The sequence below is a fragment of the Paraburkholderia sp. genome, from assembly GCF_028283785.1.
GTDB lineage: Bacteria > Pseudomonadota > Gammaproteobacteria > Burkholderiales > Burkholderiaceae > Paraburkholderia.
Window position 1 is genome coordinate 25,622 of sequence record NZ_JAPWKB010000003.1, and the last position, 21,075, is coordinate 46,696.

Annotated in this window: 19 protein-coding genes; 3 read left to right on the top strand and 16 right to left on the bottom strand. The window is 63.7% G+C overall.

What is annotated here, in order from left to right; genetic code table 11:
* Positions 1 to 180 precede the first annotated feature (180 nt).
* Positions 181 to 1,323, top strand: coding sequence for a sialidase family protein (locus PW947_RS02340; protein ID WP_299629354.1), 1,143 nt, complete (start codon positions 181 to 183; stop codon positions 1,321 to 1,323).
* A gap of 52 nt (positions 1,324 to 1,375) precedes the next feature.
* On the opposite strand, the gene PW947_RS02345 is transcribed toward PW947_RS02340, so the two are convergent.
* Positions 1,376 to 2,065: a FadR/GntR family transcriptional regulator gene (locus PW947_RS02345; RefSeq protein ID WP_299629356.1), complete on the bottom strand. Its 690-nt coding sequence runs from the start codon at positions 2,063 to 2,065 to the stop codon at positions 1,376 to 1,378.
* A gap of 333 nt (positions 2,066 to 2,398) precedes the next feature.
* Here PW947_RS02345 and PW947_RS02350 point away from each other — a divergent pair, with 333 nt between their 5' ends.
* On the top strand, positions 2,399 to 3,508 hold the full coding sequence (locus PW947_RS02350; RefSeq protein ID WP_299629358.1) for a porin: 1,110 nt from the start codon (positions 2,399 to 2,401) through the stop codon (positions 3,506 to 3,508).
* Between the two features lie 225 nt (positions 3,509 to 3,733).
* Positions 3,734 to 5,206: a glucose-6-phosphate dehydrogenase gene (gene zwf / locus PW947_RS02355; protein ID WP_299629360.1), complete on the top strand. Its 1,473-nt coding sequence runs from the start codon at positions 3,734 to 3,736 to the stop codon at positions 5,204 to 5,206.
* A gap of 47 nt (positions 5,207 to 5,253) precedes the next feature.
* Here the strand turns inward: zwf and PW947_RS02360 are convergent, their stop codons facing one another.
* From PW947_RS02360 to PW947_RS02430, 15 genes are all read right to left on the bottom strand, one after another.
* Positions 5,254 to 6,477 (bottom strand): N-acetylneuraminate epimerase, encoded by a 1,224-nt coding sequence (locus tag PW947_RS02360; RefSeq protein WP_366146084.1) that lies wholly within the window; start codon positions 6,475 to 6,477, stop codon positions 5,254 to 5,256.
* Entirely contained in the window at positions 6,447 to 7,496 is a 1,050-nt protein-coding gene (locus tag PW947_RS02365) for a porin (RefSeq protein ID WP_299629363.1), read from the bottom strand. The genes PW947_RS02360 and PW947_RS02365 overlap by 31 nt, the downstream gene beginning before the upstream one ends.
* 156 nt (positions 7,497 to 7,652) lie before the next feature.
* On the bottom strand, positions 7,653 to 7,895 hold the full coding sequence (locus tag PW947_RS02370; protein ID WP_299629365.1) for a BON domain-containing protein: 243 nt from the start codon (positions 7,893 to 7,895) through the stop codon (positions 7,653 to 7,655).
* A 199-nt stretch (positions 7,896 to 8,094) separates the two neighbouring features.
* Complete coding sequence (locus tag PW947_RS02375; protein ID WP_299629625.1) at positions 8,095 to 9,120, bottom strand: SIS domain-containing protein; 1,026 nt, start codon at positions 9,118 to 9,120, stop codon at positions 8,095 to 8,097.
* A complete protein-coding gene (nagA, locus tag PW947_RS02380) occupies positions 9,110 to 10,216 on the bottom strand; it encodes an N-acetylglucosamine-6-phosphate deacetylase (protein WP_299629366.1) in 1,107 nt (368 codons plus the stop codon). Before nagA ends, PW947_RS02375 begins: the two co-directional genes overlap by 11 nt.
* A gap of 1 nt (position 10,217) precedes the next feature.
* Complete coding sequence (locus PW947_RS02385; protein ID WP_299629367.1) at positions 10,218 to 10,955, bottom strand: GntR family transcriptional regulator; 738 nt, start codon at positions 10,953 to 10,955, stop codon at positions 10,218 to 10,220.
* 64 nt (positions 10,956 to 11,019) lie between these two features.
* Positions 11,020 to 12,060, bottom strand: coding sequence for an oligopeptide/dipeptide ABC transporter ATP-binding protein (locus tag PW947_RS02390; RefSeq protein ID WP_299629368.1), 1,041 nt, complete (start codon positions 12,058 to 12,060; stop codon positions 11,020 to 11,022).
* Entirely contained in the window at positions 12,057 to 13,043 is a 987-nt protein-coding gene (locus PW947_RS02395) for an ABC transporter ATP-binding protein (RefSeq protein ID WP_299629369.1), read from the bottom strand. The genes PW947_RS02390 and PW947_RS02395 overlap by 4 nt, the downstream gene beginning before the upstream one ends.
* A 1-nt stretch (position 13,044) precedes the next feature.
* The gene (locus PW947_RS02400; RefSeq protein WP_299629370.1) at positions 13,045 to 13,974 is read right to left on the bottom strand and encodes a dihydrodipicolinate synthase family protein; all 930 of its coding nucleotides are present in this window, start codon (positions 13,972 to 13,974) and stop codon (positions 13,045 to 13,047) included.
* On the bottom strand, positions 13,971 to 14,876 hold the full coding sequence (locus PW947_RS02405) for an ABC transporter permease (RefSeq protein WP_299629371.1): 906 nt from the start codon (positions 14,874 to 14,876) through the stop codon (positions 13,971 to 13,973). Before PW947_RS02405 ends, PW947_RS02400 begins: the two co-directional genes overlap by 4 nt.
* 78 nt (positions 14,877 to 14,954) lie before the next feature.
* On the bottom strand, positions 14,955 to 15,908 hold the full coding sequence (locus PW947_RS02410) for an ABC transporter permease (RefSeq protein ID WP_299629372.1): 954 nt from the start codon (positions 15,906 to 15,908) through the stop codon (positions 14,955 to 14,957).
* A 59-nt stretch (positions 15,909 to 15,967) separates the two neighbouring features.
* On the bottom strand, positions 15,968 to 17,524 hold the full coding sequence (locus PW947_RS02415; RefSeq protein ID WP_299629373.1) for an ABC transporter substrate-binding protein: 1,557 nt from the start codon (positions 17,522 to 17,524) through the stop codon (positions 15,968 to 15,970).
* The gene (locus tag PW947_RS02420) at positions 17,521 to 18,450 is read right to left on the bottom strand and encodes an ROK family protein (protein ID WP_299629374.1); all 930 of its coding nucleotides are present in this window, start codon (positions 18,448 to 18,450) and stop codon (positions 17,521 to 17,523) included. Before PW947_RS02420 ends, PW947_RS02415 begins: the two co-directional genes overlap by 4 nt.
* Positions 18,447 to 19,130, bottom strand: a complete 684-nt coding sequence (locus PW947_RS02425) for a putative N-acetylmannosamine-6-phosphate 2-epimerase (protein ID WP_299629375.1) — start codon at positions 19,128 to 19,130, stop codon at positions 18,447 to 18,449. The genes PW947_RS02420 and PW947_RS02425 overlap by 4 nt, the downstream gene beginning before the upstream one ends.
* 175 nt (positions 19,131 to 19,305) lie before the next feature.
* Positions 19,306 to 20,955, bottom strand: a complete 1,650-nt coding sequence (locus PW947_RS02430) for an FAD-binding protein (RefSeq protein WP_299629376.1) — start codon at positions 20,953 to 20,955, stop codon at positions 19,306 to 19,308.
* Positions 20,956 to 21,075: the final 120 nt, after the last annotated feature.

The following is a 21,075-nucleotide window of genomic DNA, read 5'->3' on the forward strand; positions in this document are numbered from 1 at the left end:
ACGGAAACACGGCTTCGCGCGTAGTTTGGATGCCTATGTATTGCTGTAGCGCCGCAGTCGGTCAGAGCTGCGGATTCAATTCGCGTGCTTCGCGAACGGCAGGAAACAGGAGAAACCGGCACGCGCGTTCACGTCCGGGCGCGCGGTCATCACGCGACATCAAACGAGGAAAGGCTTTCGATGAAAATAGCACTTGGCAAGTTAATCGCGGGCGTATGTCTCGCTGCAATCGGCACCACCGCCCATGCCGCGATTCCCGCAGTCGACCTGTTCCCCGCGTCCGATAGCGCGACCGCGTGTTACCGGATTCCCGCGCTGCTGACCTTGCACGACGGCACGATGCTGGCCTTCGCGGAAGCGCGGCGAACCAGTTGCGCGGACTTCGGCTACGTTCAGGTCGTGATGCGCCGCAGTACCGATGCCGGCGTCACCTGGTCGACCCAGCAGGTGGTCGCGAGCGACGGCACGTTGCAGGCGGGCAACCCGGTTCCTGTCGAAGATACGTCGGACCCGAATCATCCGAACGGCCGGCTCTTTCTTTTCTACAACACCGGCAATGCATCCGAAGCCAGTGTCCGGGCGGGCAGCGGCTTGCGGGAACAGTGGTACACCACATCGGAAGACGGCGGCCTCACGTGGGACACGCCGGTGAACATCAGTGCGCAGACTGCCAGACTGTCCGCGTCGCCGTATAACAATGCCGCAGACTGGCGCGCACTCGCGATGGGTCCGGGGCACGGCGTGCAGACCACCAGCGGCCGGATTTTCGTTGCAGGCAACCATAGCGTGGGCGCGGCGAAAAGCGATTACACCGACTACGTCGCGTACGCGTTCTACTCCGACGACCACGGGCAAAGCTTCAGTATCGTTCCGGATATCGCTTATCCCGGCTCGAACGAATCGAGTGCTGCACAACTGGGCGACGGCCGCGTGATGATCAATAGCCGCGATCAGACGGGCGTGTCGAAGGCGCGCGTGGTCGCCATTACCAGCGACGTCAACGGCACCGTGTTCGGCACGCCGCATATCGACACGACGCTGATCGATCCGGTTGCCGAAGGCAGTCTGTTGTCGGCAACGGTCAACTCGCAGGCGTATCTGTTCTTCTTGAATCTGGCGAACGCGTCGTCGCGCAAGACGTTGACGCTGCGCGCCAGCACCGACAACGGCACCACGTGGACCAAGTCGCTGCTGATCACCGCAAACGCGGCAGGTTACAGCGATATCGCGGTGATCAACGCCAGCACGATCGGCATTCTGTACGAGCAGTCAACCATCAAGTTCATGAAGGTTCCTTTCGCAACCTTGCTCGGCACGCCCTGAACGCAGCGCAGGACGGATGCGGCCGCGCTTTCTTGCGGCCACATCCGTCGCGCTAGCCGGGCGACGCCGCTGCGTCCATGCGGGCGAAGATCGTGTTGAAGTGCTTGCGGTGTGCGGTGGCGAGGCCGACCGGATCGTTCGCCTCGATCATTTCCACGATCTCCATATGGTCGCGCGCGGTCGCCTCCACCAGCCAATGCTCAGGCTGCCCCGCCGAAGCATTCAGACGATGAAACACCTGCCAGAACAGATCGGTCAGCGTGCTCAGAAACGGGTTGTCGAGATGGCGATACATGGTCGCGTGAAACGCCCGATCCTCCTGCTCGTAAAGCTCGTGCGCCTGCGCTTTTTCAAGCATCGTCGCCGCGAGTTTGCGGAGCGTGCGCACGTCGTCGAGCGTGATGCATTCGAGAATGGCCGATATCGCGCCCATCTCGATCGCGGCGCGAACCTGTAGCAGATCGCGCAAGCTGTGACCGTCCGCAATAAACGCATACGGCAGGTTATCGATGATCGAATCGAACGAAAACGCCTTTACATAGATCCCTTCTCCGTGCCGCGATTCCACCACGCCGAGCGATTCGAGACTCTTCATCGCCTCACGCAGCGACGGACGGCTAATACCAATTTCCTGCGCAAGCTGCGCCTCGGACGGCAATGGGTCGCCGAAATGCAAATCGTGACGTTCGATGTAACGCCTGATCTCCACTTGCGCCTGCCGATAGGCAGGAATACGGGTCATGGTTGTTCTCCAGTCAATTCGTATGGCCGCCAATGCGACCGGTCAATGCATCCGCCATTGCGACCGCGAGGCACTGCGCCGCCGGGACGCCAGCCAGGTCCTGGACCCTCACCGGTCCGCAATCCCGAAAAAGCGCTTGCAAGCGCAAATTTTGCGGTGCTAGCATTTGACCTCAGATATCAGATATCTGATTCTATCATGGGTCCTGGACCGAAGCTCTATTCCGGTGCATCACGACGAGAACCCGTTCGGGTGTCGGGCAACGGGCGTCCGACCTCACCGGCAGCAAAGACCATGAATCACCATCATGGTATTTACTTAGGAGATCAGAGAATGAGAAAGGCGGGGTGGCTTCCTGGTAGCGCGGCGTTGTTATGCGCGCTTTCGACGACAGCGAGCGCGCAGTCGAACGTGACGTTGTCGGGGAGAATCGATTCCGGATTCGCGTACCTGAACCAGGTGCAAACCGGATCGGGCACGAGCACGTCGCGGTTCAGCGCGCAGAGCGGCGATTGGGGCACCGGCATGTTGAACTTCAGCGGCACGGAAGACCTCGGCAACGGCTTCAAGACGATCTTCATCCTGTCGCGCTCGCTCAAGGCCGTGACGGGGACCGCAGGCGCGCAGAATCGCAAGTCGTGGGTCGGACTGTCCAACGACCGTTACGGCACGATCAAGTTCGGTCGCGATCTGTTTATCAGTAACGGCGTCAGTGCAATCGACCCCTTCGTGCAGGAGTTGTTCGGTTCGGCGTCGCTCGTGCGCGGACGCAACTGGCAGCAGACCAACAACAATATCGGCTACCTGAGCCCGTCGTATCGCGGCTTCGATGTCGCGGGCCAGTATTCGCTCGGCGGCGAAGCCGGCAACTGGAACGGCACCACCACCGGCTCGTACGGACGCTCGGACGGTTTGCAGCTGACCTATCGCGCCGGGCTCGTGGATATCCGCGCGATCTACGACGAAATGCGCGATGCGAACGGCCACTTCAGCAACGTCTTCACCGCGTCGCGCGAGTTCACGATCGGCGCTAACGTGCATCTCGGGCCGTTCATCATCCAGGGCGCGGCGACCCGCATGATCGCATCGGACACACCGGGCGGCCTCGCGAGCACCGCGAACCACTACTGGCTCGGCACCAACTATCAGGTCTCGCCCTATCTGCTGCTGACGGTCGGCGCGTATCACATCGACGTCGGCAATGGCGCCGGCAATGCAACCCACGATGCGCACGGCCACGCCACCATGTACGTGATCGGATCGACCTACAATCTGTCGAAGCGGACCTTCCTGTATGCCACTGGTGGTTACGTGCGCAATAGCGCCGGCTCGACGTTTTCGCTCGAACCGAACAACCCCGGCATGAACAACAGCAACCTCGACAATCCGCTGCCCGGCAAATCGCAGCTCGGCGCTTACTTCGGCATCAATCATTCGTTCTGACGTTCACTGAATCGGCCGCCTGGCAGCACGACGCTTGACGGTCGACTTGCGCGGCGGTCCCGCCACTTCGCATCCGCGCAGTGAATGCCTCTTTCGACGCGCACGGCGGTCGTGCCGGTCTTGCAAGCTCGCAAGCACCCTGACGACCCGCCGTCGCGCGCGCCCTCCTTCGCGGCCGTCGTATTGCGGTCGCGAGCCTGTTTCGTCACACCACTCACACTGATCATGGGAACCACACGACACCACGACGCGACGACCTTCGTCCTGTTCGGCGGCACCGGCGATCTGGCGATGCGCAAGCTGCTGCCCGCGCTCTACGACGCCGACGCCCACGACCGATTGCCGCCCGCGTTGCGCATCCTCATCGTCGCGCGAAAATTCGATACCCGCGCCGAACTCGATACCTGGCTCGAACATGACGTACACACGCATATCGCGTCGGGGCGCATCGACCCGAACGCATGGCAACGCTTCGTCGCGCGCATCGAATATGTCCGGCTCGATTTCTCGCGCCCGGAAGACTTTCCGATCCTGCAATCGGCGCTGGGCCCGCAACCGGGACAACTCATCTTCTATCTCGCGACCGGTCCGGCGCTGTTCGTGCCCATATGCCGGTCGCTCACGGCGCTGGGCCTGAACGCGACCGCGCGAATCGTGCTGGAGAAACCGCTCGGTTACGATCAGCGCTCGTCGCGACAAATCAACGATGAAGTCGGCACGCTGTTCACCGAAACCCAGATCTACCGGATCGATCACTACCTCGGCAAGGAGTCGGTGCAGAACCTGCTCGCGCTGCGCTTCGGAAACGTGCTGTTCGAGCCGCTGTGGCGACGGGAATGGATCGACAATGTGCAGATCACGATCGCCGAAGAACTCGGCATCGAAGGACGCGGTGAGTTTTACGACGGTACCGGCGCGTTGCGCGACATGGTGCAAAACCATCTGCTGCAATTGCTGGCGATCATCGCAATGGAGCCGCCGCATTCGATGGACGCCGATACTATCCGCAACGAAAAGCTGCGGGTGCTGCGCGCGCTCAAACCGGTCCCGCTCGACGATATCGACAGCATCGCGGTCCGCGGTCAGTACGACGCGGGCGTGGTACGCGGCGCGACGGTGCCGTCCTACCTCGGCGAGGCGGGCATTGCAGCGGCGAGCGCAACCGAAACCTTTGTCGCGCTAAAGGTCGAAATCGAAAACTGGCGTTGGGCGGGCGTGCCGTTTTTTCTGCGCACGGGCAAGCGGCTTGCCGATCGTGCCGCTGAGATCGTCGTCACGTTTCGTAGCGCGCCGCACGCAGTGCGAGGCATCGACCCGGCGCGGCCAGGCGCGAACCGTCTGGTGATCCGCCTGCAGCCCGACGAGGAGATCCGTTTGCACTGTCTGGCCAAGCGTCCCGGCGAAGGGATGACGCTGCAACCGGTGCATCTGAACATCGACTTCAATCGCTTCTTTGCCGCTGAACGTATGGACGCGTACCAGCGTCTGCTGATCGATGTGATTCATGGCCGTCTCGCGCTGTTCGTGCGGCGCGACGAACAGGACGCGGCATGGCAATGGGTCGAACCCATTCTCGACGCATGGACGAAACGGACCAGCCCGCCGCGACGGTATCCAGCCGGATCGTGGGGACCGGCCGCGTCGAGCGCGATGCTGGCACGCGCGGGCACATGCTGGTTCGAGGAAGAAAGTTCATAGAGCGATACGGATGCCCCATCTTCATGGGGCATCGCCCGATGCTCGCGTCAGTGTGCGCGAGCGCCGTCCCAGCGCAGCAGTTGAACCGACGACACCGCCGCGCCCTGCTGATTTTCACCACCTACCAGCAGCACGCCGTCGTCGAGCTGAAACGACAGCCCGTACGCGCGCGCTTCCGCGAGACTCCCCGCACGCTTCCATTCGTCGCCGACCAGCGCGTAGATGTCGGCATGTGCGGTTTTCTTCAGCCCGCGATGCGCGTAGTTCTGGCCGTGACGATACTGCTCCCACGCGCCGGGGAAGTTCGCGCCGCCCGCCACCAGCAGCACGCCGTTGCTGTACCCGGCGAATGCGCCTGCCAGGCCTTCCTGTTGACGCTCGCCGGGCGCGGCGATCAGATCGGCGACCGTGACCGCGCGTACCGTCTCGTCGCTTACCGTGACGCGGTTCACCTTGTACGAGCGCAGACCCGGTTTCAACTCGCCGTTGATCAACGTGACGTCGTGTCCGTTGACGGCGACGGCCGCGCCGGCCGTCGGCGGATAGGTGACCTTGCCGAGGGTTTGCCACGCGTTGTCCGCGGGTGTGTAGCTCAACACGTCCGTCGAGAACAGATAGTCCTGCGGACGCTTGCCGAAATACGCATTGGCAACTGCGGTCTTGCGCGCGTCATCGTTGCCCGCTGCCTTGATATCTTCGAAATAGCCGTTGAAGATCGCCGTATTCACGCCGCCGAAAAACAGCACGCGCCGACCATTGATCGATACCGCAACCGAGCCGAGCAAGCCAAGCGGACTGCGCGTCGGCATGCGGCTCCACTGATTGCTCGCCGGGTCGTAGCAATAGACGTCGGAGAACATCACCGTATCGACGGTATCGTCGGCGCGCTTGAGCTGACCCGCGCCGCCGAACACATAGATCTTTCCGTCGACAACGGCCGCCACGCTCTGATCGCGCGCTTCGGCGGGGAAGTCGGACAGCCGTTGCCATGTCGGCGCGGCCGCAGCGAGATCGAGCGAAAACCACGCTTTACCGGCCGAACCCAAACCTGCATAGATGACGTGGCCGAGTCGGGCGCCCGCACCGTTCTTGATCGGCGCGGGAATATCCGGGTAGGTTTCTGCTGCGAATGCGACTGCGGTACAAAGAAAAGTCATGAGCGTGCCCAAACGTAAAAGCCGAGAGAAGATTGATTTCATGTCGTATCCGGAGGCGTAGAGAGGCGGTGTCAGTGGCAGTGTCAGAAATGGTGAGTCAGACCGACGTCCCATCCCGCGCGACCGCTGGGTGCCCGTTTGTCGTACACCAGATCGGCATAAAGGAAAGTCGCTTTCGACAGGTGATACTGGTAACCCGCGCCGAGCTTCCTGGAGATCCACGGGTAGGTGGTATAGGAATCGTAATTGCCGGCAGTGTTCAGTACCTTGGTATTCAACACATCGTACGAGAGCAGCCATGTGCCCGCGCCGAACGGCACGTATAGCGCGGCCAGCGTGTTGATCGCTTTCACCTGCATCTTGTCGGTTCCGGGCGCGGTATAACCGCCCGCCTGCACACCGATCGACGCCTTCACCACGCCCCAGTCGTAAATTGCGGTCGCGCCGACGGCTTTGGTGCTGTACGCGGTCGCCTCGTATCCGAAGCCCACGTAGAGAGGGCCTTGGCTATAGCCGACCGCAGCACTGACAGGCAGCGCCCCCGTTACGCCGATGCTTTTCACGAGCGGCGTCTGAATCGTGGGCGGCGTTGCCCACACGACTTTCGGATCGCTCTGCGCAATCTGCACGCTTGCGAAAAAGCCGTTCAGATTCAGGTTCACGCTACCGGCGTTCTGGTTGCGCGCGGAGCTGAACAGATGGTTGCCGTGCAAGCCCGCGTTATTGCGCGACACATACTGGTACGTGCCGAACGGATCGCCCATGATAAAGACGACCCACGCGGGCGTCAGCTTGCGTCCGAAATCGATCGAGCCATACTGGTTCGCGACACCGATAATCGATTTCGAATCGAAGAATCCGGCTGCGCCGTTCACACCGGTTCCGCCTGTCTGCACGCCGTTTTGCAACGTGATGCTCGACTGAAGATCGAAGAAAACGGAATAACCACCGCCAAGATTCTCATTCCCTTTGAAACCCAGCAGACTGCCCTCGCCTTGTCCTTCGCGAATCTGGCCGTTGCTGTTGATCTCCCTGCCGATACTCGCATCGGCGCGTCCATACAGCGTCAACGACGACTGCGCCATCGCGAACGACATCGGCGCCCCGAGACATGCGACAAGTGACAACTTCATAGCTTTGGTATTTTTCATATCGCCAAGAGTTTTTTGTGTCTGATTGAAATGGACTTTCCTGGCTTCCTCTAACCCCACCACCCATAGGGATGCCTAAATAATATTTCTAGATTCGCTCAACTGAATTCGAACCACTGCAATCCGGATCGATTGCGCCTAGCGCGGGATCGTCACGCCAAGCTTGTTATTCACTGCCTTCACGCCCGGCACCGACGCGGCGATCTCACCGGCCTTGCCGATCTGGCCGGCTGACGAAACCCAGCCTGTCAGCGTGACCGCACCTGCCGACACGCGCGCCGAGATCACCTGTTGCGCGTCGAGATCGGGCGACTTCGCGAGCGCGTGCAACACCGCGCGGCGGAGCTTTTTGTCGGCGGCCTTGCCGGATTTTTCCGACATCGACGATGCACCGACAGCGGCGCTGCCGCTTACATCGACCGGTTTAGCAAGGACTGAGGTTGAAGCGATGACTACGAGTGCACCTACGATTTTTGCGAAATCGGTGGCTTTCATGTGTTTACCGTTTGGGTTGTGTGGCATTCAGCGATTGCACCGCGCTCGACGTTCGGGCACCTCCTTTTTAAAAAAAACGCATCCGTTAAAAAGTTTCCGTCACCTTGTTCAGATGACGCGGCGTGTCGGGATTGCGCCCGCGCGCATCCGCGAGTGAGGCCGCCATCACGTAGAACGACAGAATCGCGGCAATCGGATCGAGTGCGTCGTGGGCGGTCGTCGTCAGCGGCAAGGTCATGGCGCCGGTGCCGTCGATACCATCGGTGTCGGTGGGCGCGGCGAGCAGCACCCTTGCACCGCGTGCGCGCATGTCTGTCGCGAGCGTCAGCAAACCGGCCTGTTCGGGACCGCGCGGCGCGAACACGAGCAACGGATAGTCGCGATCGATCAACTCCATCGGGCCGTGCCGGACTTCCGCGCTCGAAAACGCCTCGGCCTGGATGCCTGAGGTTTCCTTCAGCTTCAACGCGGCTTCTTGCGCGATGGCGAGGCCCGGCCCACGACCGATCACGATCATTCGCTCGATGCCCGCCAACACGTCGATTGCCGCCGACCAGTCGCGCGTGCCGGCGTCGCTCAGTGCATCCGGCACGCTGCGCAGCGCGTCGATCAACACCTGATCGCGCTGCCAGTGCGCAACCAGTTGCGCGGACATCGACACCATGCCGATATAGCTTTTGGTGGCGGCCACGCTGACTTCGGCGCCAGCCAGAATCGGCAACGTCCATTCGCACGCGTCGGCCAGCGGCGAGACCGGCACGTTCACCGCGGACACGGTCAGCGCGCCCGCTTCGCGCAGCAGTTCCATCGTGCGCACCAGATCCGGACTGCGCCCCGATTGCGAAAACGCCAGTGCGAGACGGCCTTTGACCTGCAACGGCGCGTGTTGCAAGGTCGCGACCGACATCGGCAGCGACGCGACCGGCATGCCGATCCGGCTCATCACCAGCGACGCGAAATAGCTGGCGGCGTGATCGGAACTGCCGCGCGCCACGGTCAGCGCGACGCCTTCCGCGCGCGCGGCCAGCAGCGCGGCGAGCGCCTCGACGCGTGACGGTTCGGCGAGTTGGGCAGCGACCACTGCGGGCGACGACAGCGCCTCATCGAGCATTCTGGACAATCGTTTCTCCTTCGACATAGGTTGCGTTGAGCGTCAGCGCCCGGTCGAACACGACCAGATCGGCCCATGCGCCGGACTGGATGCGACCGCGATCGGTGACGCCGAGGTAATCGGCGGCGTGGCGCGACAGATGACGGGATACGTCCGCGAGCGGCAAGCCGATCGAGACGAGGTTGCGCAGCGCCTGATCCATCGTCAGCGTGCTGCCCGCGAGCGTGCCGTCGGCCAGACGCACACCGCCCATGCACTTGGTCACGTGCTGGCTGCCGAGCCGGTATGCGCCGTCGGGCATCCCAGCGGCGGCCGTGCTGTCGGTGACGGCGTAGAGCCGCGGAATCGCCCGTGCGGCCGCGCGGATCGCGCCCGGATGCACGTGCAGCAGATCGGGGATGATCTCCGCGAATTCCGCATGCGCGAGCGCCGCGCCGACCATCCCCGGATCGCGATGACGCAGCGGCGTCATCGCGTTGAACAGATGCGTGAAACCGGCAGCGCCATGTTTGAGCGCGCTTACGCCGTCATCGTAAGAACCGGTGGAGTGCCCGATCTGCACCCGCACGCCGCGCGCCGTGAGTTCGCGGATGATCGCCGGATGACCGGCGATTTCCGGCGCGAGCGTGACCACTTTCACCGGCGCGAGCGCCAGGTATTCCAGCACTTCGTCGAGCGCGGCGACCACGGCCGCGTCCGGCTGCGCGCCGAGACGATCGGGGCTGATATACGGTCCTTCCAGATGCACGCCGAGCAGACGCGCGGTGCCGGGCGAACGGTCGCGCACCAGCGTCCCGATTTCGCCGAGCACTTGCCGCAGTTGCGCGCGCGGCGCGGTCATCGTGGTGGCGAGCAGACTGGTGGTGCCGTGACGCGCGTGCAGCCGTGCCATCGTCTCGACGGCGGCGGCGCCCTCCATCACGTCGGCACCGCCGCCGCCGTGAACGTGCAGGTCGATAAAGCCGGGAAGAATGTACGGATCGCGGTTGCGGGCGGGATCGACGGGTTCGCCGTCGAGCGCCGCGATGCGTCCGTCGCGTATCGATAGATGACCGTGAATCCAGCCATCGGCACTCAGGATATTTCCGCGCAACATGTCAGGTCTCGTGGGTAACAGGCTGGCCGCGCCACTCGGCGACCAGGTCGTAACATTCGCTGCGGTAGTACATCTGCGTCACTTCGACAGCGCACTGACTCGCGCTATAACCGGTGCGCGTGATCTGCAGCAGCGCCGTGCCCGTCGCGACGTCGAGTTGCACGGCGACCGTGGGCGGCGCGGCGACCGCGCGAAAATGCTCGAGCGCACGCACCACCGGCGCGCCGCCATATGACAGCGTCGCGTGGGGTGAATCGGGTGAATCAGGTTCGATGCCGAGCGGCCGTGTCGTACGTTCGACGCCGATCACGGTTGCGCCGGCAATCCGCACGCGCTCGACCTGCACGACTTCCGCGCCCGGCGACACACCGAACTGGAACAACTCATCGGTGGACGCGGCGCGAATCGTCCGCGATACCTCGCGTGTACTGCGCAGGCCGGACGGTCCACGCGTCAGCATCGTCAATCCGGCGACTCGTGCGACTCCGTCATCCGGCGACCGCACGAACGTGCCCGCGCCCTGGGTGCGACGGATCAAACCCTGCTGCGCCAGCAGCGACATGGCCTTGCGCGAGGTCACTCGCGACACGTTCAACGCTTCGGCCAGCAAGCGCTCGGACGGCAGCGCGTCACCGCTGCGCCATGCACCGCGACGGATTGCGTCGGCCAGCCGGGTCGCCATCTGCACATACAGCGGCGTCGCGATACGCGGATCAGGCTGGATGTCGTGCCAGTTCACGCGCATCGACCTTCCCCACGAAAACAGCCGCCGACCGGCTCACGAAGCCGGATCGCGCGACGAGTCACGCACGCGTCACCGGTTGCGTCGCGTCGCGATAGAGCACGCACGCGACGTCGTGATGACCCGGCATCTGCACCAACGGCGGCACGGCTGTCGCGCATTGCGCGATCGCGCTCGGACAGCGCGTATGGAACACACATCCCGACGGCGGATTCAGCGGGCTCGGCACTTCGCCCGCGAGCAGGTCGCGCGGATCGAACCGCCGCGTCGGATCGGGCACCGGCGAACTGCGCGTCAGCGCCTGCGTGTACGGATGCAGACCGCCGTCCTGGATACCGCTGCGGCTCGACAACTCCATGACCCGGCCCAGATACAGCACCAGCACCCGGTCGCAGATTCCCTGGACGATCGGCAGATCGTGCGAAACGAACAGGATCGCCAGATTCAGCGATTCGCGCAGTTCGAGCAGCAGATTGACGATCTGCGCCTTGACCGATACGTCCAGCGCCGCGACCGCTTCGTCGGCGACCAGCACCTTGGGCTGCAAGGTCAGCGCACGCGCAATCACGACGCGCTGCTTCTGTCCGCCCGACAGTTCATGCGGATAGCGCTGCAACACCGACGCAGGCAAACCGACCACGTCGAGCAGCTTGCCGATGGTCGCGCGCTGCTGCGTGCGCGTACCGATCTTGTGCAGCGCGAGCGGTTCCAGCAGGCTCTGCTCGATCGTCATGCGGCCGTTGAGACTGCCGTTCGGATCCTGAAAGATCATCTGAAGGTCGCGGCGAACCGCGCGCAACGGCTTGCCGCGCAAACCCGACAGGTCTTGTCCGCGATAACGCACCGTGCCGCTCGTCGGCGGCATCATGCCGAGCGCAAGCCGCCCGAGCGTGGATTTGCCGCTACCCGATTCGCCGACGATGCCGACGATCTCGCCCGGCCGCACGTCGAACGACACGTCGGTCAATGCGTGCAGCACTTTCTTCGGTTGCAGGAACGCCTGCTGGACCGCGAACTCGCGGCATACCCGGTCGAACGACAGCACCGGCTGCACCGCCGCGCCGTCAGCCATCGTGCGGCTCGCTTCGCTCATCGTGTTCATGCCTTTTCCCAGAAATGACAGCGCACGCTATGGACTGCATCGACGCGCGATTCTTCCGGCACCTCGATCCGGCAGCGCGCCTCGACGCGCGGACAGCGATTGGCGAACCGGCAGCCTGTCGGCGCACCGACGATCGCCTCGATCTGGCCGGGAATGCCGCGCATCGTCGCGCCTTCGGACGGGCGCGGAATCGAGTCGAGCAGCGCTTTGGTGTACGGATGCTTCGGCGCGGCGAACAGGGTTTCGGTGGGCGCGGTTTCGACGATCTGGCCGCCGTACATCACCGCCACCCGATCCGCGATCTGCGCGACGACGCCCATGTCGTGCGTGATGAACACGACCGCCATGCCGCCGTCGCGCTGCAAATTGCGGATCAGATGGAGAATCTGCGCCTGGATCGTCACGTCGAGCGCGGTGGTGGGCTCGTCGGCAATCAGCACCGACGGCTCGCACGCCAGCGCGATCGCGATCATCACGCGCTGCCGCATGCCACCCGACAACTGATGCGGATACTGCCGCGCGCGCGAACGCGGATCGGAAATCCCGACCTTCCCCAGCAACGCGATCGCGCGTTCCTGTGTCTCGCCGCGCTTGCCCATGCCGTGAATCGTCAACGCTTCCTCGACCTGTTTGCCGATCCGCTGGACTGGATTGAGCGAGGTCATCGGTTCCTGGAACACCATCGAAATCCGGTTGCCGCGCATCTTCAGCATCTGCTTTTCGTCGAGCGCGAGCAGATCGACCGACGGCGCACCGTCTGCGTGCACCCACGCCTCGCCCGCGAGTTGCGCGCGCTCGTCGAGCAGGCGCATCAACGACAGCGACGTGACCGACTTGCCGCTGCCGGACTCGCCGACCAGCGCCAACGTCTCGCCGCGCCGCACCTGCATCGTGACGTCCGTCACGGCGTGAATCTGGCCGTTCGGTGAAGCAAACCGTGCACACAGATGCTTCACGTCGAGCGCGATGGCGTTTTGGCTCATATCATGCGGCCCGCAGCAGTCCGCTCTGTTCGACGATCGCGCGCACCTTCGCGGCGTGCACGTCGGACAGCACGGCATTCGGACGATTCATATGGCGATCGGTGAGCAGCCCCATCGCCTGCATCGCGGTCTTGAAACCACCGACGCCCGACGCGTTGCGGCTGGTGTCCGGAAAGCCCTGGAACACGATCTCGAACAGCGCGATCAGGCGTTGCTGTTCGGCGCGCGCGGTGTCCCAGTCGCCGGCCTTCGCCGCGTCGTAGAGGCGCACATAGCCGGCCGGATCGACGTTCGCGAGCCCCGGAACCGCGCCGTGCGCGCCGCCGAGCAGCGCGTAATCGACGGTGATTTCGGAGCCGGTCAGCACGGTGAAATCGGGCGCGCCGGCGAAATCGCGAATCACCATCCGCATGTTGCCGTCGTCGCCGCTGCTGTCTTTCAGCGCGACGATCGCCTTGCGTTCATACAAGGTGCGCAGCGTGTCGCGTTCGAGCTTGATATGCACGCAGACCGGAATGTCGTAGGCGATCAGCGGCAGATCGACCGCATCGCGGACGTAGCAGAAGTGATCGACGATCTCGGCCTGCGACGTGCGCGTATAGAACGGCGCGGTCAGCACCAGACCATCGACGCCCAGCGCGGCCGCCTGCTTCGCGTGATCGACGCAGCGATCGGTGGCCGTATCGATCACGCCTGCGATCACCGGCACGCGGCCGGCCGCTTCATCGACGGCAACGCGGATCACGTCGGCGCGGCGCGCGGCATCGAGAAACACCACTTCACTGGACGATCCGAGAATAAACAGACCATGCACCCCGCCGTCGATCAGATGCCGCACGACGCGTCGCAGCGACGCTTCGTCGATCTGCATATCCGGCGTCAACGGCGTGATGACGGGCGGCACGATACCGTGCAAAGAAAGTTGGCTCATTTTGCGTGTAATTCCTGATGGGACTTTGGATCAAAGGCGGCTCGGAGTCCGTCGCCGAAAAAGTTGGCGGCTAACGCCGTCACAACGATAAGAATGCCCGCGGGCAACCACATCCACGGATAGGCCTGCATCATCGACGCGTCGGTCGTCAGGCTGAGCAGGCTGCCCCAACTGGCGAACGGCATCTGGACGCCGAGGCCGAGAAAGCTCAGACCGGCTTCCATCATGATGGCCGACACGAAGTTCAGACTGGCGAACGAAACGATCACGTCGGTGGTGTTCGGCAGGCAGTGACGCACGATGATGTACGCGTCGCCCGCACCCATCAGCCGGGCCGCCGCGACGAAGTCGAGTTCGCGCACGGTCAGGATCCGGGCCCGCACCAGCCGCACCGCCAGCGGTGCGGTCAACACGCCGATGATCACGACGGTCTTGCCCGTGCCCGGCCCGAGCACCGCCGCCAGCGTCAGCAGCACGATGGTGGTCGGGAAAATCATCACCACGTCGACGATGCGCATGATCAGCGTGTCGATCTTGCCGCCGAAGTAACCGGCGATACCGCCGAGCACCAGCCCGATCGCCACCGACAGCAATGCGCTCAGGACACCGACCGTCAGCGACACCTGGCCCGCCGCGAGCGTGCGGGTGAGCATGTCGCGGCCGGTTTCGTCGGTACCGGACCAGTGGGCTGCCGACGGCGGCAACGACACCGACATCAGATCGATCGTGTTCGCGCCGTACGGACTCATCAGCGGCCCGACGATGCACATCAGCACCACGATGCCGAAGATCGCCAGCCCGGACACCGCGAGGCGGTTGCGCATGAAGCGGCGCAGAACGGGCGACTTCATCCGGCGTGCTCCAGGTGTGGCCACGCCGGGCACGGCCAATTTCTGTTCCATTCGAAACTCTCCATCATGGACGGCGCGTGCGTGCAGCAAGCGCGCGGGCGCACCGCCGTGTCTGCGGCCGGAACCATGTCAGTTAAGGGCGATGCGCGGATCGATCAGCGCATACACGACGTCGGTCAGAAGATTGACGACCAGCACCGCAATCGCGATCCACAGCGTGATGCCCATGATCAGCGGGTAATCGCGCGCCGCGATGCCGTCCAGCAGCAGCGTGCCCATGCCCGGCCACGAAAAGATCGTCTCCAGAAACACCGCGCCGCCGATGATGTTCGCGAAGTTCGCCCCGATCACCGTGACGATCGGAATCAGCGCGTTGCGAAACGCGTGCCGCGTCAGCACTTGCGAGCGGCTCAAGCCTTTTGCGCGCCCGGTGCGGATGTAGTCCTGCGTCAGCACTTCGAGCAGACTGGCCCGCGTGTAGCGCATCAGGATCGCGACGTACTGGATCGACAGCACGGATGCGGGCAGGATCAGGTGCCACAGGATGTCCCCGGCTCCGCCTTTGCCGGGCGTCGCGTAACCGCCGGTCGGAAACCAGCCGAGCGTCATCGACAGGAAATACAGCGCGAGAATGCCGACGAGAAACACCGGTCCGCTGACGCCGATATACGCCAGCAGCGCCAGCCCGTGATCGACGACGCTGCCTTTCATATGCGCGCTGACGAGCCCCAGCAGCACACCGAGCACCACGCCGATACCGATGCCGGTTCCGGTCAGCAGCAAGGTGGCGGGCACGCGCCGCGCAATCTCGCGGCTGACCGGCGAGCCATCTTTGTAGCGGTAGCCGAGATTGCCCTGCGCGACTTCCTTCACCCAGAAATAGAACTGCGCATACGCGGGCCGGTCGAGACCCAACTGATGACGTAACGCTTCTTTCTGCACTGCCGTGATCTCGCGCCCGGGCGGCGAGAACGCATCGACCGGATCGCCCGGCGCAAGCCGCACGAACACGAATACGACGGCGAGCACTGCGAGCAGGATCGGGATGTTGAGCAGGAACCGCTTGATCAGATAATTAGCCATGTCTGCCACTCACGAAAGCGGCGAACGCAACGCTCGCCGGAGATCGGGCCGTCGGGCCGTCATTTGATCGACCAGCGTTCGGCGTGATCCATATAGCGTCCGCCGCCGGGCGCCGGTGTCCAGACGAAGTCCTGCACGTGCGTGGACACGCCCGCGAAACGATTGGCTTCGAGAATCGGCAGCCACGGCAGGTTCGCGTTGGTGTAGCGGCACACGTCCTGGTAGATCGCCGGACGTTTCGCGACGTCCGATTCCGCGCGGCCCTGATCCATCAGCGCGTCGAGTGCGGGCATGTTGACGCGCATCACGTTGTAGCCGCGCGGCGGCGCATAGTCCGACTTCAATACGCTGGTCAGCACGTCGGGGTCCGGGCCATTGGTCACGCCCGCATACACCATCGAGAACTTGCCGCCGCGCACCAGTTCGCCGTAGGTCGGCGCATCGACGAAACGCGGTTGCACGTTCACGCCGACTTGCGCGAGCATCGACTGGATCACCGCCATCGCGTTCTTCGATACCGGGTCGCTGTAGTAGGTCAGCAGTTCGATCGGCTGTCCCGCGATCTTGTCCCAACCGGCCTGCGCGAGCAGTTGCTTCGCTGCGGCGGGGTTGAATGCGTACGGGTTCAGATTACCGGGCACATAGTGCGAATCGGTCAGCACGCAGTTCGCGAGCTTCGCCTGACCGGCATACAGGTTCTTCACCAGCGCGGCGCGATCGATCGCCATCAGCAAAGCCTGGCGGACCCGCACGTCCTTGAAGCGCGGATCGGCGAAATTCAGACCGACGTAATTCAGCACGCGCGACGGACCGGCGACCGTGCGGAACTTGTCCGATTTCGTATTACGGACCTGCGCCAGCGACATGTAGCTGTATTGGATATCGCCGGACTGCAACGCGAGGACGGCCGCGCCGTCGTCCTTGAAATAGCGGTTGATCAGCGTGTCGACTTTCGGACGGCCACGGTAGTACTGCGGATTGGCGTCGAGTTCGACGTACTGGTCCGGCACGTACTTGCCCCACTTGTACGGGCCCGTGCCGACCGGCCCGGTCTTCCACCACGACGCGGTGCGCAGGTCCTTGACCGGGACGTTTGCCAGCGCGTGTTGCGGGACGATCATCACGTTCGTCAACGCATCGAGCAACGCGAGATTCGGCTTGTCGAGGTTGAGGACCACGGTGTAGTCGTCGGGTGCATCGACGCTCTGGATATCGGACAGGCGTGCCCAGAACTGATTCGGCAAGTCGGGATTCTTCAGCAGATCCAGCGTGAACTTCACGTCTTTCGCCGTGAATTTCTGGCCGTCCTGCCACTTCACGTCCTTGCGCAACCGGAAGGTGATTTTCCTGCCATCGGGCGACACGGTCCAATCGCTGGCGAGATCGCCGTCGATGCGGCTCATATCGACGTTATAGAGCACCAGCGTGCCGAAATACTTGTTGAACCAGCTATATCCTGCCGTCGCCGTCAACGGATTGAACTGCTGCGGTGCACCGGCCGGACCGGTATCGAAGGCGCCCGTCATCGTGCTGCCGGCGGCCTGCGTCGCGCCCAGAATGGCGCCGGTTGCGAGCACGCAGACAGCCATCGCGTGGGTTCCATTGCGGAATTTCATCCTCTAGCTCCTTGGTTCGGTTTGCTTGCAACGCCCGGCCCGCCTGGGTGCCGACCGGTTGCCTGTTGTGTCGCCCATTGCGCCGCGCCGATCAGGCCCGAATCCGCGCCCAGTGCGGCAGGCATGACAGCGATCCGCGTCAGTGCCGGACCGGCCTGTAACGCCGCGCGGATCCGTTCGGGCATCGACGGCGCCAGCCCCACGCTGCCGCCGATCACGACCTGCCCGATGTCGACCAGCATCGCGCAATTGGCGATCGCTTCGGCCACCGCCGTGGCTGCGCGGGTCAGAATCTGCGCGGCGCGGCTGTCGGTTGCGGCTCGCCCGAAAACCGCGCGACTATCGAGCGGCTCGCCGAACCAGGCCGTGGCCTGGCGCGCGATGGCCGTGCCCGACGCCACGCTTTCGAGGCAACCGGTACGGCCGCAACCGCAACGCACGGGCGCGTCGAGCGGCAGCGTGCCGAGCGTCGCGTGACCGATATGTCCGGCGAGTCCCGATGGTCCGACCTGCAAGCGATGCCCGAGCACAAGTCCGCCGCCGACACCCGTGGACAGCGTCATGTAAAGCAGATTGCCGACCGCCCGTCCGCCTGCGCAATATTCGGCCCACGCCGCCGCCTGCGCGTCGTTCAGCATCACGACGGGGCAGCCGAAACGCGCGGCCAGGAAGTCGTGCAGCGCGAAGCCATTCCAGAACGTAATGATGTTCCGGTTGACCGCATGAATCCGGCCTTCGCTGACAAAACCCGTACTCGCGACCGCGACCCGTTCCGGCGACGGCAAACCGGCCGTGAGCGCGTCGATCGCGGCGGCGAAGCCGTCCACCGCTTGCGGCATCGGCACCTGTCTGCGCGTGACAATCTGCTCGCCGTCGATCATCGCGGCCGCGATCTTGGTGCCGCCGATATCGAACGCGAGAATCACGACTGCGTCTCCGCCGTTGCGCTCATCGCGTCGACGAACCAGCCGGTGATGTGTTCGACCCGCGTAATCGCCGAGCCGACCGTCACCGCAAACGCGCCCGCTTCCAGCGCGCGTGCCGCGTCTTGCGCCGTTTTGAGCCGCCCTTCGGCGACCACCCGAAAACCGCGCGAGCGCCATGCGGACATCAATGCATAGTCGGGTTCGGTCTGGTTCGTTTCGGTTTCCTGCGTATAGCCGGACAGCGTGGTCGCAACGATCTCGAAGCCCAGTTTCGCGGCGGCGATACCGTCGGCTTCGGTCGCGCAATCGGCCATCGCGATTGCGCCCGCCGCGTGCACTGCATCGAGCAGCGCCGCGACCGGAACCGGACGTGTGCGAGCGGTCGCGTCAACGGCGATGATCTGCGCGCCGGCATCCGCGAGCGCCTTCACATCGGCAACGTAAGGCGTAATACGCACTGCGCTGTCCGGCAGATCCCGCTTCACGATACCGACGATCGGCACATCGACCACAGCCGACACCGCGTGCACGTTTTCGACACCTTCGATCCGCAACCCCGCCGCTCCACCCGCGACGGCGGCAAGCGCCATCGCGACGATCGTATCGACGCGATCCATCGGGCCGTCCGTGACCGGTTGGCACGACACGATGAGTTTGCGGCTGAGTACTTCGACGTCCATATTCGGCATCCCGTGAGTGGCTGGTCCGATACGACGAGACGGGTGAACATCTCTTTCTTACCGGATGATATTGGATATCTGATATCTGATCTTAGCACTGCAATTTTAGCTTCGCCAACTGTTTTGTTGGACTGGATTGCGATGCCGGTTTTGAGGGAGCGAAACGGAATACCCGCTATTCGCAGGCGTCGAATTCACGGCGGATATGGATCGCACCGTCGCGCAAGCTAACGATCTGACGATACGGGCGCGGGTCGGCCGTCGGGAAATCGGAACGGAAATGCGCGCCGCGACTTTCGGTGCGCGCGCGCATCGCGTGCATCAGCACGCTTGCGACGCGCACGGCGTGATACGCATCGAATCCGCAGACCAGCGGATTGCACGCGGCGTCCAGTGCATCGAGCACGTCGAGGGACGTCGACAACGACGCGTGGTCGCGAAGCACGTTCGCATCGGCCCACAACCGCTCCCTGACGCTGCGGAGCATGTCGCTTGCCGCTGCGGGCGCGAGCGTGGAGGTGGCGGCGGCGTCGAAGCTGGCGCACCATCGGCGGAAATCGCGTTCGATCTCGTCGAACGACGGCGCGCGCCGGTCCGCTTCGATGTAGCGCGCGGCCGTCTCGATCGCGCGGCGGGCGAACACGAGACTTCCGCCGACCGAGTTTCCGCCGAGCCGATTCGCGCCCTCGATCGCCGACGCTACTTCGCCGACGGCAAACAGTCCGGCGATTGCAGTTTCGCCGTGGTCGTCGATGCGGATGCCACCGTTGCAACTGTGCGCGAACGGCGCAACGCAGATTTCATCGCGACACATATCGATGCCCATGTCGCGCTTCAACCAGTCGAGATACACCGCATAGAAATCGGACCGCTGTTCATACAGCGCTGCGTGAAAGGTCAGACGCACGCCGCTGGAGCCTGCGCGAATCGCCTGCATCATGCGTGTGTCGAAGGTGCGCGACGCGTAGTCGGTGCTGAATGGCGCATAGGTACTGCGTTCGGCCCACATCGCCTGCGCGGCGGATGCGGACATATCGGCGAGCAGATCGCGGCCCTCGCGATCGAACATGCCGGTGCAGTATTTCAGCGTGTGCTCGCCGAATAGCACCTTGTATCGGGGCGATACCAGCCCGGGAATGAACTGGATATATTCCATGTTGACCAGTTCGCAACCGGCTTCGAGCGCTGCGGCGTGGCCGCCGCCATAGAGATGGTTCGGATAGAGATTGTGGCGATACAGGCTCGCCATGCCGCCCGTCGCGAGAATCATCGTCTTGCAGCGGACCAGTAGCCACTCGCCATCGCGCTCCAGTACCGCGCCGACGACGCGCCCCGCCTCGGTCTGGATCCTGACGAGGCCGGTCCGTTCGAGCGGCACGATCGCTTCGTTGCCGGCGACGATGTCCCGCGCCCGCTGCGACGCCCCCGCCCAGTCGCCGATCATGAATATCTTGCGCGCATGCGCGGCGAAACATGCGGGACGGCCGTCCGCGCGCAACCAGGGTTCGAAGCCGATCGCGTCGAGCGAATCGATCACGTTCGGCGAATCACGCAGATACGCATCGACGATGGACGGATCGTTCATCCCCTGCGCCGCGCGCGCGATGTCGTAGCGAAACGGCTCGATGTCGTCGGCGTCGTTCGTGACCTGAACGCCGAGACTCGCTTTCTTCGGGAAATAGCTAGCGCCACCGGCAATCTTGCCTTTCGTCGCGAGGATCGTGCGCCAGCCGCGCCCGGCCGCCTGCGTCGCGGACACCAACCCGCCAATGCCGGCACCGACGACGAGTACGTCGCAATCCAGTCTCGTCAGATCGGGCGGCATGCGTCATCCATTCATGTTTGATATCAGATATCTTAACATTTGGAGACTCTAATCCGTCGTGGGGTTTTCCCGCCGTTCCGCACACTCGACGTGGGGAACGGCGTTGGCGCGCTGACGCGG

What these genes read in the sequence shown, in the direction of transcription:
- PW947_RS02425 (WP_299629375.1), bottom strand. Translation starts at nt 19,130, where the DNA reads ATGGACGTCGAAGTACTCAGCCGCAAACTCATCGTGTCGTGCCAACCG.
- zwf (WP_299629360.1), top strand. Translation starts at nt 3,734, where the DNA reads ATGGGAACCACACGACACCACGACGCGACGACCTTCGTCCTGTTCGGC.
- PW947_RS02360 (WP_366146084.1), bottom strand. Translation starts at nt 6,477, where the DNA reads ATGGGACGTCGGTCTGACTCACCATTTCTGACACTGCCACTGACACCG.
- PW947_RS02390 (WP_299629368.1), bottom strand. Translation starts at nt 12,060, where the DNA reads ATGAACACGATGAGCGAAGCGAGCCGCACGATGGCTGACGGCGCGGCG.
- PW947_RS02365 (WP_299629363.1), bottom strand. Translation starts at nt 7,496, where the DNA reads ATGAAGTTGTCACTTGTCGCATGTCTCGGGGCGCCGATGTCGTTCGCG.
- PW947_RS02395 (WP_299629369.1), bottom strand. Translation starts at nt 13,043, where the DNA reads ATGAGCCAAAACGCCATCGCGCTCGACGTGAAGCATCTGTGTGCACGG.
- PW947_RS02430 (WP_299629376.1), bottom strand. Translation starts at nt 20,955, where the DNA reads ATGCCGCCCGATCTGACGAGACTGGATTGCGACGTACTCGTCGTCGGT.
- PW947_RS02340 (WP_299629354.1), top strand. Translation starts at nt 181, where the DNA reads ATGAAAATAGCACTTGGCAAGTTAATCGCGGGCGTATGTCTCGCTGCA.
- PW947_RS02415 (WP_299629373.1), bottom strand. Translation starts at nt 17,524, where the DNA reads ATGAAATTCCGCAATGGAACCCACGCGATGGCTGTCTGCGTGCTCGCA.
- PW947_RS02405 (WP_299629371.1), bottom strand. Translation starts at nt 14,876, where the DNA reads ATGGAACAGAAATTGGCCGTGCCCGGCGTGGCCACACCTGGAGCACGC.
- PW947_RS02345 (WP_299629356.1), bottom strand. Translation starts at nt 2,065, where the DNA reads ATGACCCGTATTCCTGCCTATCGGCAGGCGCAAGTGGAGATCAGGCGT.
- PW947_RS02370 (WP_299629365.1), bottom strand. Translation starts at nt 7,895, where the DNA reads ATGTCGGAAAAATCCGGCAAGGCCGCCGACAAAAAGCTCCGCCGCGCG.
- PW947_RS02375 (WP_299629625.1), bottom strand. Translation starts at nt 9,120, where the DNA reads ATGCTCGATGAGGCGCTGTCGTCGCCCGCAGTGGTCGCTGCCCAACTC.
- PW947_RS02350 (WP_299629358.1), top strand. Translation starts at nt 2,399, where the DNA reads ATGAGAAAGGCGGGGTGGCTTCCTGGTAGCGCGGCGTTGTTATGCGCG.
- PW947_RS02410 (WP_299629372.1), bottom strand. Translation starts at nt 15,908, where the DNA reads ATGGCTAATTATCTGATCAAGCGGTTCCTGCTCAACATCCCGATCCTG.
- nagA (WP_299629366.1), bottom strand. Translation starts at nt 10,216, where the DNA reads ATGTTGCGCGGAAATATCCTGAGTGCCGATGGCTGGATTCACGGTCAT.
- PW947_RS02400 (WP_299629370.1), bottom strand. Translation starts at nt 13,974, where the DNA reads ATGAGCCAACTTTCTTTGCACGGTATCGTGCCGCCCGTCATCACGCCG.